Below are 12775 nucleotides of genomic sequence, written 5' to 3'. Positions count from 1 at the left end.
GGTCACACGGGCCGGCGGTCATCGGGCGCCGAGCAGTTCGACCGCCACGTCCGACGGGTAGCCGGTGGCCGGCCCCGTTCGGCGGGCGAACTCGCGCACCCCGGCGAGCTGGTCGGGACCGAAGCGGAAGTCGAGCGTACGGAAGTACCGTTCCAGCAGCTCCGCGTCGAAGGTCTCCCAGCGTGCGGCCTGCTCGGAGACCTTGGCGACCTCCTGGAGGGAGAGGTCTCGGGAGGCGAGGAAGGCCTTGTGGACCTCGTGCACCACCTCGGGCTCCCGGGCCAGATAGTCCTTGCGCGCAGCCCACACCGCGAAGACGAACGGCAGCCCGGTCCACTCCTTCCACATCAGCCCCAGATCGTGGACCTGGAGACCGAGGCGCGGCGCGTCGTGCAGCGAGGCGCGCAGCGCGGCGTCCCCGATCAGCACGGCGGCCTCGGCCTCCAGCATCATCTGGCCGAGGTCGGGCGGGCACGTGTAGTAGTCCGGAGTGACCTGGTACTGCTCGGCCAGCAGCAGCTGCGCCAGGCGTACCGAGGTGCGGGAGGTGGAACCGAGCGCGACCCGCGCGCCGGAGAGCTTCTCCAGTGGCACCTGAGACACGATCACGCAGGACATGACCGGTCCGTCACAGCCGACCGCGAGGTCGGGGAAGGCGACGAGCCGGTCCGCGTTGCGCAGGAATTCCACGAGGGTGACGGGCGCGATGTCCAGGTCGCCGCGCACCAGCTGCTCGCTGAGCTTCTCCGGGGTGTCCTTCGACAGCTCGAGATCGAGGAGGGTTCCGGTGCGCGCCAGCCCCCAGTACAGGGGGAGACAGTTGAGGAACTGGATGTGTCCCACGCGGGGGCGGCTGCGACGGTGGTCGACTGCTGTGCTTTCTCCAATACTGTCCACATCGCGAGGCTAGACCCGTGGAGCCCGGCACGACGCGCCGGGGGCGTGCGCGGCACGCGCCGGGCGGGCACGTGGACGCCGGCCGCGCCCCTCCCGAGCTGCGATTCGTCAGCAGACCAAGATCTTTTCAAACGTCCGGGTGACGTGATCTTTCCCTCTACCGCTGTGAACACCCTGCGTGCTAGGCTCGACGCAAGTTGCAGTTTGGTTTCCCTTGCAGTACAGAGCCTGCGGAGCATGTGACCCGCAGGCTTTTGTAGTTTTCAGACTTGTTTGCAGGTTCTGGAGCAGGGCAACCCTTTGGCCCAAGGAGGGCTTATGGCTACCGGAACCGTCAAGTGGTTCAACGCTGAAAAGGGCTTCGGCTTCATCGCCCAGGACGGCGGCGGCCCGGATGTCTTCGTCCACTACTCCGCGATCAACGCGTCTGGCTTCCGCTCCCTCGAGGAGAACCAGGTCGTGAACTTCGACGTCACTCAGGGCCCGAAGGGCCCGCAGGCGGAGAACGTGACCCCGGCCTAATCAGCCACGGGTCGTCGATCGCGCACGACTTAGCAGTACCAAGGAGCCCTGCCCCGTACGTCCAGTGCGGGGCAGGGCTCCTGCCTTGGTCCGTCGGGACCCTCAGCTGTCGCCGTAGAGCCCGTCGATGACATCGGCGTACCGCTCCGGCACGGCCCGCCGGCGGACCTTCAGGGCGGGCGTGAGCACTCCGTCCCCGATGGTGAAGTCCTCCTCCGACACAGCGAAGGCCCGGATCCGGGCCGGCCGGGCGGCCTGCGCGTTCGCCGCGTCGACGGCTTCTCGGACCAGGGCGCGGACGGCCGCCGGATCCGCGTCGCCGGTCTTGAATGGGCCCAGGTCCCCGGTGTGCAGCCGGCCCTCCTGGTCGAGCACCTCCCGGTCCCCGACCTGCACGCCGAGGCCCATCAGCCCCTGCCCGATCGTCCGGACGGTGTCGCGCAGTCCGGCGTACGACACCGTGTGCCAGGAGCCGCCCCGCGTGAACGGCAGCGCGGGATGGTCCGCGTACGGTCGGCGGCCCACTCGGCGCACACCGCGAGCGTGCCGGGCCGTTCCCGCTCTTCATCTGTCATGCACCGAACGTCAGGACGTGGCCACCGGCGGTGGCACGACGGAAACCGTCACGCCCGCTGACCCCACCGCTCAACCCCGCTACCGTCGATGACCATGGGGAAGCGGACGATCACCGTGCACCATGTGCGGGCGGTGCTGCGCGGGGCGGAGCGTCACGGCCTCGACACCGTCCCGCTGCTGCAGACCGCCGGCATTCCCCCGCTGCTGCTGAGCGACGACCGGGCCCGGGTCACCCTCGACCAGTTCGGCCTGCTGTTCCGGGCGCTGTACCGGGCGACCCACGACGAGTTCCTCGGTCTCGGCTCGGCGCCGAGCCGCCCGGGCACCTTCGCGATGATGTGCCACGCCACGCTGGGCTGCCGCGATCTGGGCGCTGCGATCGAGCGCGGCGCCGCCTTCTACGGGCTGTTCCCCGGCGGCCCCGACCTCGCCCTCACCCGGGACGGCGACGAAGCGGCGTTCGTCGTGCGCAACGACCTCGGCCGGGACGAGGACCGCTTCCTCGCCGAGTGTCTGGTGGTCATCTGGCACCGGCTGTGCAGCTGGTTCATCGGCCGCCGCATCCCGCTGCTGCGAGCCGGGTTCGGCTACCCCCCGCCGCCGCACCACGACGAGTACCCGTACCTCTTCGGCTGCCCCGTCCGCTACGGGGAGCCCGTCACCACGGCCGTCTTCTCCGCCCAGTGGCTCGCATCGCCGCTGCTGCGGGACGAGCCGGCGCTGGAGGAGATGCTGCGGGCCTCGCCCTTCGAGTTGCTGAGCCGGCGGGAGTACGCGGCGACCGTCGGCGAGCAGGTGCGCCGCGCGCTCGCCCGCTCACTGCGGGCTTCCCCGAGGCTCCCCTCGCTGGACGAGACCGCAGCCCGGCTGGCGGTCAGCCCGGCGACGCTGCGGCGGAGGCTTCAGCAGGAGGAGACGTCCTACCGGCAACTGAAGGACGCGGTGCGGCGGGACGCGGCGATCGCCGGTCTCGCCGAGAGGCACGAGCCGATAGCGGAACTCGCGGCGCGCCTGGGTTTCTCCGAGGACACGTCCTTCCACCGGGCGTTCCGGCGGTGGACGGGGACGACACCGGGTGCGTACCGCGGACAGGCCGACGTCGTTGATCACGGCGGGTCGACCGACGCGAGTTGACCCTCAGTCAGTGAAGCTGAGCTGCCCGGTCAGGACGGAACTTACTCACGGGTCACTACCTTTCCGTCAACTGCCCAGCATCACTGGACCGTTGGGAGAGCCGCAATGCGTGTACCCACCCGGGTGCTGGCCGTCATGGCCGCACTCGCCCTCTCGGCAGCCACCCCCACAGCGTCCGCGGACGACACGCGGGCCGTAGGCCCCGGCGACATCGTCGGCTCGGCGCCGAGCGCTTTCCACCCCCTTCCCGGACAGCCCACCGCGACCAAGGCCTGGCGGATCACCTACCGCTCCACCACCGCCGACGGCGCCCCGAACACCGTCTCCGGCACGGTGATCGTCCCGCAGGACGGCCGCACCGGCCCCCGTCCTCTGGTCAGCTACGCCGTCGGCACGGTCGGCCTCGCCGACAGCTGCGCACCGAGCGCCGGATTCCCCACCGGCACGACCGTCGAGGCCAATCTGATCCAGCAGCTGACCCTGCGCGGCTGGGCCGTCGCGGTCACCGACTACGAAGGGCTCGGCACCCCGGGCGAGCACACCTACACGGTGGGCCGCTCGGCCGGCCACGCCGTGCTGGACGCGGCCCGCGCGGCGATCGCGCTGCCGGAGGCCGGGCTCTCCGCCGACTCCCCGGTGGGGATCATGGGCTATTCACAGGGCGGACAGGCATCGAGCTGGGCGGCCGAACTGCACGACTCGTACGCGCCGGAGCTGAAGGTCAGAGGCACGGTGACCGGCGGCGTACCGGCCCGGCTGACCGGGCTCGCCCCCGTACACGACGGCTCCTACGGTTCGGGGCTGCTGTTCATGGCGGCGGCCGGCCAGGACGCGGCCTTCCCCGAGCTGAAGCTCGACTCGTATCTGAACCCGGCGGGCAGGGCGCTCATCTCGTTCCTGCGCAACAACTGCGTGGCCCTCGACACCACCGTCGGGTCCTTCAAGAAGATCTCCGACATGACGGTGCGCAATCCGCTGGAGACACCGCAGTGGCAGAAGCGGCTGCACGAATCCGACCTCGGCTCGCACCGGCCCGACCATCCCGTGTACCTGTACCACGCGCTGGCGGACGAGCTGATCCCCTACGGCCAGGGGTCACAGCTGCGCAGGGACTGGTGCGCGAAGGGCGCGAACGTCAAGTGGCGGACGATGGTGCTCGGCGAACACGTCACGGGAGTGATCACCGAGGCGATTCCGGCGGCGAACTGGCTGGCGGACCGGTTCGCGGGGAGGACGGCCGCGGGCAACTGCTGACGCTGCCGGGGCCGGGGGCGGCCGTGACCACGGCCGCCCCCCTCGCTCTCCCGGCCCGCCTACGATGGAGGGACCGAGACGGGAGGTCGGGCCGTGACCGAGCGAAAGCCCCCGGGTGTCAGTTTCGAGTCGTGGGTGGACAAGCAGATCCGCGACGCGACGGAACGCGGTGACTTCACCTCACTTCCCGGCTTCGGAAAGCCGCTGCCGGACGACAAGGCGCCGTACGACGAACTGTGGTGGGTCAAGAGCAAGATGCACCGTGAGGGCGTCTCCGTCCTGCCGCCGACGCTGGCGCTGCGCAAGGAGGCGGAGGACGCCCGGGACGCGGTGGACCGCGCCACGACGGAGTCCGAGGTCCGGCGCATCCTCACCGAGATCAACGAGAAGATCACCGCGGCGATCCGCCGCCCGCCGCCGGGCCCGCCGCTGGGACGCAGGCCGTTCGACATCGACACGGTCCTCACCGAGTGGCGCGAAGCCCGCGCGAAGGGCTGACGCGCAAAGGACCGACCGTTGCCCGGAGGGCCGAGGGGCCGGCCCCGGACATCCCGCGCCGCCGAGCGGTCAGCCGCGCTCCGACCCGGACATCCCGCGCGGTCAGCCGCTCACCTCACCGCTGCCTCGGCAGCGGCGGCAGCTTCGGCTCGTACAGCCATGTCGTGAACAGCTTGTCCAGCGGGCGCGGTGAGTGCTCGCGGGCCAGCGCGATGAACTCCTCGGTCGTGACCACACCGTGCCGGTGCGACGACGTCCACTGCCGCAGCAGCCCCACGAACGCCGCGTGCCCGATCTCCAGGCGCAGCGCGTGCAGCGTCAGCGCGCCGCGTTCGTAGACCCGGTCGTCGAACAGCCGCCGCAGACCGGGGTCGGCGATGCGGACGTCCTGCCGCAGCAGCGCCAGGCGCGCCCGGGACTTCGCGGCCATCGCCGACGCGGAGGGGCCGCCCGACATCTCGGACCACAACCACTCGGCGTACTTCGCGAAGCCCTCGTTGAGCCAGATGTGCCGCCAGTCGGCGACCGTGAGGCTGTTGCCGAACCACTGGTGGGCCAGTTCGTGCGCCACCAGACGCTCGCTGCCGCGCCGCCCGTCGACGTGGTTCGCGCCGAAGATGGACAGGCCCTGGGCCTCCACCGGCACGTCCAGCTCCTCGTCGACGACCACGACCGCATAGTCGTCGAAGGGATAGGGCCCGAACAGGTCCTGGAAGACGGTCATCATCTGCGGCTGGCGCGCGAAGTCGCGCCCGAAGCGCCCGAGGAGCGGACGCGGTACGGCGGCGGGTTGCGGCACGGCTCCCGCGTGCGGGACGTCGACGAGTTCGTAGGGACCGATCTGCACGGTGGCGAGATATGTGGCCATCGGGGCGGACTGCTCGTACACCCACGTCGTCGTGGAGGCGCTCATCGTGCGCGAGGTGAGCGTGCCGTTCGCGATCACCGTGTACGGCGAGGGCGCGGTCACCGCGATCCGGTAGACGGCCTTGTCGTCGGGGCGGTCGTTGCACGGGAACCAGGACCGGGCGCCGTGCGGCTGCGAGGCCACCAGCGCGCCCTCGTCCAGCTGCTCCCAGCCGAGGTCGCCCCAGTCACGGGTGCGCACGGGATGCGGCACTCCCGTGTACCGCACCTCGACGGTGAAGTCGGCGCCCGCCCGCAGGGGTCGCGCCGGACGTATCCGGAGTTTGTCCCCGCGGTGCGTGTACCGAGCCGGGCGAGCGCCGTCCACCAGCACCTTGCTCAGCCGGAACTGCCCGAGGTCGAGGACGATTTCGGGCAGCGCGCGCTCGGCGACAGCGGTGATCACGGCCCGGCCGGACAGTCGCCCGGTGTGCGGGATGTAGTCCAGCTCCAGGTCGTACCGCGTCGTCCGGTAGCCGCTGTCGCCGTGCTGCGGCAGATACGAATCCGTCACCCGTGCGTCCTTTGGGTCTTGCGTGTACTGCGCTGTCGCGCCCGTGCTCACTTCCGCCATGCCGCGATCGGGTTGCCCAGCCAGCGGGTGTCCGCGGGCACGCTCTCCCCGCGCATCACCAGCGACGCCGGACCGACCGTGGCCCGGTCGCCGATCACCGCGCCGGGCAGCGCGATGCCGTGCGGGCCAAGTGTCGCGCCCGCGCCGAGAACGACATTGTCCATGCGCATGATCCGGTCATGGAAGAGGTGGGTCTGGACGACGCAGCCGCGATTGACGCTGGCGCCGCTGCCGACGCGGACCAGGTCCGCCTCGGGCAGCCAGTACGTGTCGCACCAGGCACCGCGTCCGATGCGGGCGCCGAGCCCGCGCAGCCACAGGTTCATCAGCGGGGTGCCGGCGCTCGCACCGACCAGCCACGGCACGGCCAGCACCTCGACGAAGGTGTCCGCGAGTTCGTTGCGCCACACGAACGACGACCACAGCGGGTGCTCGACGGCCTTGAACCGGCCCACCAGCAGCCACTTCACCGCGATCGCCACCAGGCACGCCACCACGCCGGCGACGAACAGCACCACTCCGCCGAGCAGCATGGCGACGGCGAATCCGTACCGGGCCGCGAGCAGTTCGAAGACCGCGAGCCCGAGGACGGCGAGCGCCACGCTGCACATCACCGGCACGATCCGGCAGAGCTCGACGCACGCGCGCGCCCACTTCAGCCGGGCGGGCGGGGCGAAGGTACGGCTCTGGTCGCTCTCCTCCGCCGAACGCGGCAGCTTCATGGGAGGCATACCGAGCCAGGACGAGCCCGCCTTCGCCCGCTTCGGAGTCGACGACAGCACACCGACGAGACCGCGCTTGGGCACCCGGCGCCCGGCGGCGGTCATCCCGGAGTTGCCGAGGAACGCGCGCTTGCCGACCCGGGCCTCGGCGATCCGCAACCAGCCGCCGCCCAGTTCGTAGGAGGCCACCAGCGTGTCGTCGGCCAGGAACGCGCCGTCGCCGACCGTGGTCATCGCGGGGAGCGCGAGCACCGTCGACGCCTCGACCCCGCGTCCCACCTTCATGCCCAGCGCCCGCAGCCACACAGGCGTGAACAGGCTCGCGTAGAGGGGGAAGAGATGGACGCGCGCCATGTCCATGAGCCGCTCGGTCGCCCATGCCTGCCAGGCGATCCGGCCGTGCACGGGGTGGTGACCCTCGCGCAGACCGATGCCGAGCGTACGGACGCCGGCGATGATCAGCAGGGCGTAACCGGCCATCGCCACCAGCGTGGCGAGCGGTACGGCGGTCAGCGCGGCGGCCAGGGCGTCACCGAGTCCGTGCGTGCCGTCCACGAAGGCACCCATCACCAGCAGCGCGGGCAGCGCCGCGAGCGCAGGCAGCAGGCTGAGGAACAGCGAGGTCAGGGAGTAGACGGCGGTCCAGCGGCGTCTGCGCGGCGGACGGCCCTCGGGAAGCCGGCGGTTGGCCTTGCCCTTGCGGGTGGCCGGCACGCCGGACCAGCGCTCGTCGGCCGGCACGGTCCCGGTCACGCCGGAGCCGGGCGCGATCCCGGCCCGCTTGCCGATCCGCGCGCCGGGGAAGAGCGTGCTGCGGGCGCCGACGGTGGCTCCAGCGCCGATGCGTACGGCTCCGATGTGCAGCCGGTCGCCGTCCAGCCAGTGGCCGGAGAGGTCCACCTCGGGCTCCACGGCGCTGCCCCGGCCGAGCCGGAGCATGCCGGTCACCGGCGGCAGGGAGTGCAGATCGACGTCCTCGCCGATCCGGACGCCGAGGGCGCGGGCGTAGTAGGTGAGCCAGGTGCCCGCGAGGTTGGTCGCACCGCTGAGTTCGGCGAGGCGTTCGGCGGTCCACAGACGCAGGTGGGTGCCGCCGCCGCGCGCGTACGTGCCGGGGCGCACCCCGCGCAGCAGCATCCGCGCGCCGCCGGCGGCGATGACGATCCGCCCGGCCGGGCTGAGGAACAGAAGCCAGCCGAGCGCCACCCACCACCAGGAGACGGTGGGGGCCCAGGGCAGGGCGACGAGGTTGTTGACGGCGGCCGCGACGACGGACCAGCGCAGTCCTGTGACGGTCAGCAGCGGGAGCATGAGCAGGATCTGCGCGATCCCGGTCCTGCGCGGCACCGGCCGCACGGAGCGGGCCTTCGTGCTGCGCGGGGAGGTCCGCTCCAGCGTGAGCGCGAGGGCGCCGAGCGTGGGGTTCTGGTAGATGTCGCCGACGGAGCCGGTGGCGTACTGCTCACGGATCCGCGAGACGAGCTGTGCGGCGGCGAGGCTGCCGCCCCCACCGGCGAAGAAGTCGGCGTCGGGTCCGCTCACCGGCACGCCGAGGAGGTCGGTCCACTGCTCGGCGAGCCAGGCCTCGGTCTCGGTGAGCTCGGCGGCCTGCGCGCCGGTGCCGGCGTTCGGCAGCGGCCAGGGCAGAGCGTTGCGGTCGACCTTGCCGGAGGTGCGGGTCGGCAGATCGTCGACGACGGCGATGAGCGGGACGAGCGCGGCGGGCAGCTCCTTGCGCAGCCGCGCGAGCGAGTCGTCGAGGTCGAACACGGCATCGGCGCCGGGCACGGCATCGCTGCCGTCCGCGTCGGGTGCACCGGCGGGGCCGCCGTCGGCTTCCTGTGCACCGGCGGGCGCGCCCGTTGCCGGCGCCACGGCCTCGGCGTCCTCGGTCCCCGGCACCTCCGCCGTGTCGTCGAGCGTGTCCGCGGGCGTCACGCCGTCCGGCGCCGCCGGGACGACGTAGCCCACCAGCAGCTGGTGGCCGGCGGCGGTCGTGCGGACCGCCGCCGCCGCGCCGGCCACGCCCGGCAGCGCCTGGAGCGCCGCGTCGATCTCGCCCAGCTCGATACGGCGGCCACCGAGCTTGATCTGCTCGTCGGCACGGCCCACGAACAGCAGGCCCTCCTCCTCCGCGCGCACCAGGTCACCGCTGCGGTAGGCGCGGTCCCAGCCGAGTGCGGGCAGGGGGGCGTACTTCTCGGCGTCCTTCGCCTCGTCCAGGTAGCGCGCCAGGCCGACGCCGCCGATCACCAGCTCGCCGGTCTCGCCCATCGCCACGATGTCGCCGCCGCCGTCCACGACGGCGAGCTCCCAGCCGTCGAGCGGCAGGCCGATGCGCACCGGGTTCTCGCCGGTCAGCGGGGCGGCGCACGCGACGACGGTGGCCTCGGTGGGGCCGTAGGTGTTCCACACCTCGCGACCGGGGACCGCCATGCGTTCCGCCAGCTCGGGCGGGCAGGCCTCACCGCCGAAGATCAGCAGACGTACCTCGTCGAGCGCTTCCGCGGGCCACAGGGCCGCGAGTGTGGGGACCGTCGAGACGACGGTGACGCGCTGTTCGACGAGCCAGGGGCCGAGGTCGAGTCCGGTGCGGACGAGGGAGCGGGGGGCGGGCACCAGGCAGGCGCCGTGCCGCCAGGCCAGCCACATCTCCTCGCAGGAGGCGTCGAAGGCGACGGACAGGCCGCCGAGGACGCGGTCGCCGGGGCCGAGCGGGGCGCCGGTGAGGAAGAGGCCGGCCTCCGCGTCGACGAACGCCGCGGCGTTGCGGTGCGTGACGGCGACGCCCTTGGGCCTGCCTGTGGAGCCGGAGGTGAAGATGATCCACGCGTCGTCGTCCGGCGCCGGCCTGCGGCCGGTGTCGCCGCCGGGAGTGCTGCTCGGGACGATGGTGCGGCCTTCGCCGATCACGGCGCTCACCGCGGCCTCGGTGAAGACGAGGTCGGCGCGCTCGTCGGGGTCCTCGGCGTCGACGGGTACGTAGGCGGCGCCGGCCGCGAGGACGGCGAGGATGGACACATACAGGTCGGAGGTCCCCGAGGGGACGCGTATGCCCACCCGGTCGCCGGTCCCCGTGCCGGTCTCGGCGAGCCGCCGGCGCAGCGTCTCGACCTCGTCGAGCAGCGCACGGTAGGTGAGGGGGGCGACGCCGTCGTCGATGGCGAGAGCGTCCGGGTGGCGGCGGACGGTCTCGTCGAGGATGTCCACGAGGGTGCGCTCGGGTGCGGCGCCACCGGCGGTGTAGAGCGCCGGAGCGGGCGCTTCGGCCAGAAGGGTTTCGAGGAGAGCCGGGGTCTCCGGGGCGACGGTCATGCAGTCCGCCGTTCGCCGGCGGACAGATCCCGGGGACCGGGCTCGCCCCGGTCGACACGCGACGGGCTCGTACGCATCTCTCACTCTCCCTCGGTCGTGGAGTGCGCTGCGAATCCCCGTTCCGCGCACGGCAAACGAGGAGTTTATCCAGCGTTGACCCGACTCGCCTGTTGTCCGGGGCACAGGGCGCGTAAGTGGCACCGGCCCGCAGGACCCCGGACAGACGGGCATCGTCGCAGCTCGCCCCCGAGAATCGGCGACCGCGAAAGGCGGTCCACCGGCGCGTGGAGAAGGGTCCGACTGTGGCGAAGGGCACGCACGAATCGGCCCTTATCCCCTCCCCAGGGTGCCGGTCGCGTCACCCCGGGTGACTCCGCGGCACTTGTCCGGACCCATGATCCGCACAGCACGTGCCAGGCGCGTGCCACCGCGCGGGCGGCGGTGTCGCGCCGTCACCGATAGAGGCTGTCGATCTCCGCCGTGAAGTCCCGGGCGATCGCGCTCCGCCGCAGTTTCAGCGAGGGCGTCAGATGGCCGCTCTCCTCCGTGAAGTCCGCCTCCAGGACTCGGAAGCGGCGGATCGATTCGGCCCTCGACACCAGTCGGTTCGCCTCGTCCACAGCGCGCTGGAGCGCCGCCAGCAGGTCCTCGTCCACGGCCAGTTGCGCCGCGGTGAGGTGCTGCTTCCGCTTCATACGGCACCAGTGCGCGATGCCGTCGGGCTCCAGCGTCAACAGGGCTGTGACATAGGGGCGGTTGTCGCCGATCACCATGCACTGGCCGACGAGCGGGTGGGCGCGCAGCCAGTCCTCCAGCGGTGCCGGGGCGACGTTCTTCCCGGCAGAGGTGATGAGGATGTCCTTCGTGCGCCCGGTGATGGTCAGATAGCCGTCCGCGTCGATCGAGCCGAGGTCGCCGGTGGCGAACCAGCCGTCCCGGGTCACCGGCACGACCGCACCCCGCTCCCGGTCCCAGTACCCGCTGAACACCTGGCCGCCGCGGAGCAGCACCTCGCCGTCGTCGGCGATCCGGACAGCCGTTCCGGGCAGTGGCCAACCGACCGTGCCCATCCGGGGCTTGAGCGGTGGCGTCACGGTGGCCGCGGCCGTCGTCTCGGTGAGCCCGTACCCCTCGAAGATCTGGACACCGGCTCCGGCGTAGAAGGCGGCGAGCCGGCGTCCGAGCGGGGAGCCGCCGCAGATCGCGTACCGGACCTTGCCGCCGAGCGCGGCCCGGATACGCCGGTAGACCAGCGGGTCGTACAGCGCGCGGGCCGCCCGCAGGGAACGCGAGGGGCCCGGGCCGGTGCCGTGGTGGGCCGCCTCCACCGCCTCCCCGTAGCGCCGGGCGATCCTCGCGGCCCGGTCGAACGACGAGGCCCGGCCCAGCTTCTCGGCCGTCGCGCGGCCGGTGTTGAAGACCTTCTCCAGGACGTAGGGAATGGCGAGCAGGAAGGTGGGCCGGAAGCCGGCCAGGTCGGCGAGCAGGTCCTCGGTCCGGATGGAGGGGGCGTGCCCGAGCCGTACCCGGGCCCGCAGACAGGCCACCGCGACCATCCGCCCGAAGACGTGGGACAGCGGCAGGAAGAGCAGCGTGGCGGCGGGTTCGCGGCTGAGCGACCGGAAGACCGGGTGCAGCAGCTCGATCGCGTTGTCCACCTCGGCGAAGAAGTTCCCGTGCGTGAGCACGCAGCCCTTGGGGCGGCCGGTGGTTCCCGAGGTGTAGAGCAGTGTCGCGACCGACTCCGGCCCCAGGCCGCCCCTTCGCGCGGTGACGACCGTGTCGGGTATCTGCGCGCCCGCCTTCATGAGCGAGTCCACCGCGCCCGTCGCGAACGCCCACAGCCGTGTGAGATCGGGCAGTTGCTTGCGTTCCTGGCTGATCAGCCGCGCCTGGGCGGTGTCCTCCACGACGCACGCGACAGCTCCCGAGTCCTGGAGGATCCAGCGGGCCTGGAAGGCGGACGAGGTCGGGTAGACAGGGACGGTGATCAGCCCGGCGGCCCAGGCCGCGAAGTCGAGCAGGGTCCACTCGTAGGTCGTACGGGACATGATCGCGAGCCGGTCGCCGGGCCGCAGCCCTTCCGCGATCAGGCCCTTGGCCACCGCTAGCACCTGGTCCGCGAACTCAGTGGCCGTCACGTCCTTCCAGTCGCCGCCGGGGCCCTTGCGGCTGAGGACGGCCTCGGTGGGCGCCTCGCGTGCGTTGTCGAAGGGGATGTCGGCGAGCGAACCGTGCCGGACGACGGGCACGAGCGGCGGCGACGAGACCTCGCGTACGACATCGCCCTGAAGGCTCTTGCTCGGCTGGACCGGTTCGACGGTCACGGGCGACTCCTTGTACGCGTGGGGTGTGCGCGGGGGGATCTGTGGGGGCG

The 12775-nt window shown here is 72.1% G+C and carries 9 protein-coding genes; 4 read left to right on the top strand and 5 right to left on the bottom strand.

Annotation, left to right across the window (positions count from 1 at the left end):
• Positions 1–18 precede the first annotated feature (18 nt).
• The gene (locus tag ABTX78_RS05940) at positions 19–897 is read right to left on the bottom strand and encodes a menaquinone biosynthetic enzyme MqnA/MqnD family protein (protein ID WP_352205605.1); all 879 of its coding nucleotides are present in this window, start codon (positions 895–897) and stop codon (positions 19–21) included.
• 318 nt (positions 898–1215) lie between these two features.
• On the opposite strand from ABTX78_RS05940, the gene ABTX78_RS05935 reads away from it, so the two are divergent.
• Positions 1216–1419 carry a cold-shock protein gene (locus tag ABTX78_RS05935; RefSeq protein ID WP_003967102.1) on the top strand — a complete coding sequence of 68 codons (204 nt, stop codon included), beginning with the start codon at positions 1216–1218 and terminating at the stop codon, positions 1417–1419.
• A 102-nt stretch (positions 1420–1521) separates the two neighbouring features.
• Here ABTX78_RS05935 and ABTX78_RS05930 read toward each other — a convergent pair whose 3' ends face one another.
• Positions 1522–1953 carry a hypothetical protein gene (locus tag ABTX78_RS05930; protein ID WP_352205604.1) on the bottom strand — a complete coding sequence of 144 codons (432 nt, stop codon included), beginning with the start codon at positions 1951–1953 and terminating at the stop codon, positions 1522–1524.
• Between the two features lie 135 nt (positions 1954–2088).
• On the opposite strand from ABTX78_RS05930, the gene ABTX78_RS05925 reads away from it, so the two are divergent.
• From ABTX78_RS05925 to ABTX78_RS05915, 3 genes are all read left to right on the top strand, one after another.
• Positions 2089–3129, top strand: coding sequence for an AraC family transcriptional regulator (locus tag ABTX78_RS05925; RefSeq protein ID WP_352205603.1), 1041 nt, complete (start codon positions 2089–2091; stop codon positions 3127–3129).
• Between the two features lie 105 nt (positions 3130–3234).
• A complete protein-coding gene (locus ABTX78_RS05920; protein WP_352205602.1) occupies positions 3235–4383 on the top strand; it encodes a lipase family protein in 1149 nt (382 codons plus the stop codon).
• Positions 4384–4476: 93 nt separating this feature from the next.
• Entirely contained in the window at positions 4477–4881 is a 405-nt protein-coding gene (locus ABTX78_RS05915; protein WP_352205601.1) for a DnaJ family domain-containing protein, read from the top strand.
• Between the two features lie 115 nt (positions 4882–4996).
• Here the strand turns inward: ABTX78_RS05915 and ABTX78_RS05910 are convergent, their stop codons facing one another.
• The 3 genes from ABTX78_RS05910 to ABTX78_RS05900 all read right to left on the bottom strand — a co-directional run bounded on the left by ABTX78_RS05910 (position 4997) and on the right by ABTX78_RS05900 (position 12725).
• Positions 4997–6301, bottom strand: coding sequence for a M1 family metallopeptidase (locus ABTX78_RS05910; RefSeq protein ID WP_352205600.1), 1305 nt, complete (start codon positions 6299–6301; stop codon positions 4997–4999).
• A gap of 47 nt (positions 6302–6348) precedes the next feature.
• Positions 6349–10398 (bottom strand): Pls/PosA family non-ribosomal peptide synthetase, encoded by a 4050-nt coding sequence (locus tag ABTX78_RS05905; RefSeq protein WP_352205599.1) that lies wholly within the window; start codon positions 10396–10398, stop codon positions 6349–6351.
• 452 nt (positions 10399–10850) lie between these two features.
• Positions 10851–12725, bottom strand: coding sequence for an AMP-dependent synthetase/ligase (locus ABTX78_RS05900; RefSeq protein ID WP_352205598.1), 1875 nt, complete (start codon positions 12723–12725; stop codon positions 10851–10853).
• Positions 12726–12775: the final 50 nt, after the last annotated feature.

Origin of the sequence: Streptomyces sp. NPDC096193, assembly GCF_040302905.1 — a bacterium.
Classification (GTDB): domain Bacteria; phylum Actinomycetota; class Actinomycetes; order Streptomycetales; family Streptomycetaceae; genus Streptomyces.
Note: the sequence above shows the minus strand (reverse complement) of the source record. Positions and strands in the feature narration are given on the sequence as shown.